Here is a 251-nt window from a genome sequence, read left to right as displayed (position 1 = left end):
GGATATTATAATATTAAAAATCAGGCAGGAACTACCTTAATCTCAGGCTCAAGCTTTGGACTTAACCAAAGTAAGTACATGAAAGCTCAGACTTTAGGGACAAGTGAAGTGAATAAGAAAGATAATAATTTTGGAATTTATCCAAACCCTGTAAATGATATCTTAAACATTACCAAGGTTTCTCATAAAGCAACCTTTGAAATCCACAATGCAGTAGGTCAAATTGTGAAAAAAGGATCAATTGACAATAA

The 251-nt window shown here is 32.3% G+C and carries 1 protein-coding gene; it reads left to right on the top strand.

What is annotated here, in order from left to right:
• On the top strand, positions 1-251 hold a 251-nt coding region (locus SB679_RS25520), incomplete at both ends, for a T9SS type A sorting domain-containing protein (RefSeq protein WP_410705156.1).

The sequence above is a fragment of the Chryseobacterium sp. SIMBA_029 genome (assembly GCF_046535275.1).
In the GTDB taxonomy this organism is placed as follows: domain Bacteria; phylum Bacteroidota; class Bacteroidia; order Flavobacteriales; family Weeksellaceae; genus Chryseobacterium.
This window is presented reverse-complemented; position numbering and strand designations above follow the sequence as displayed.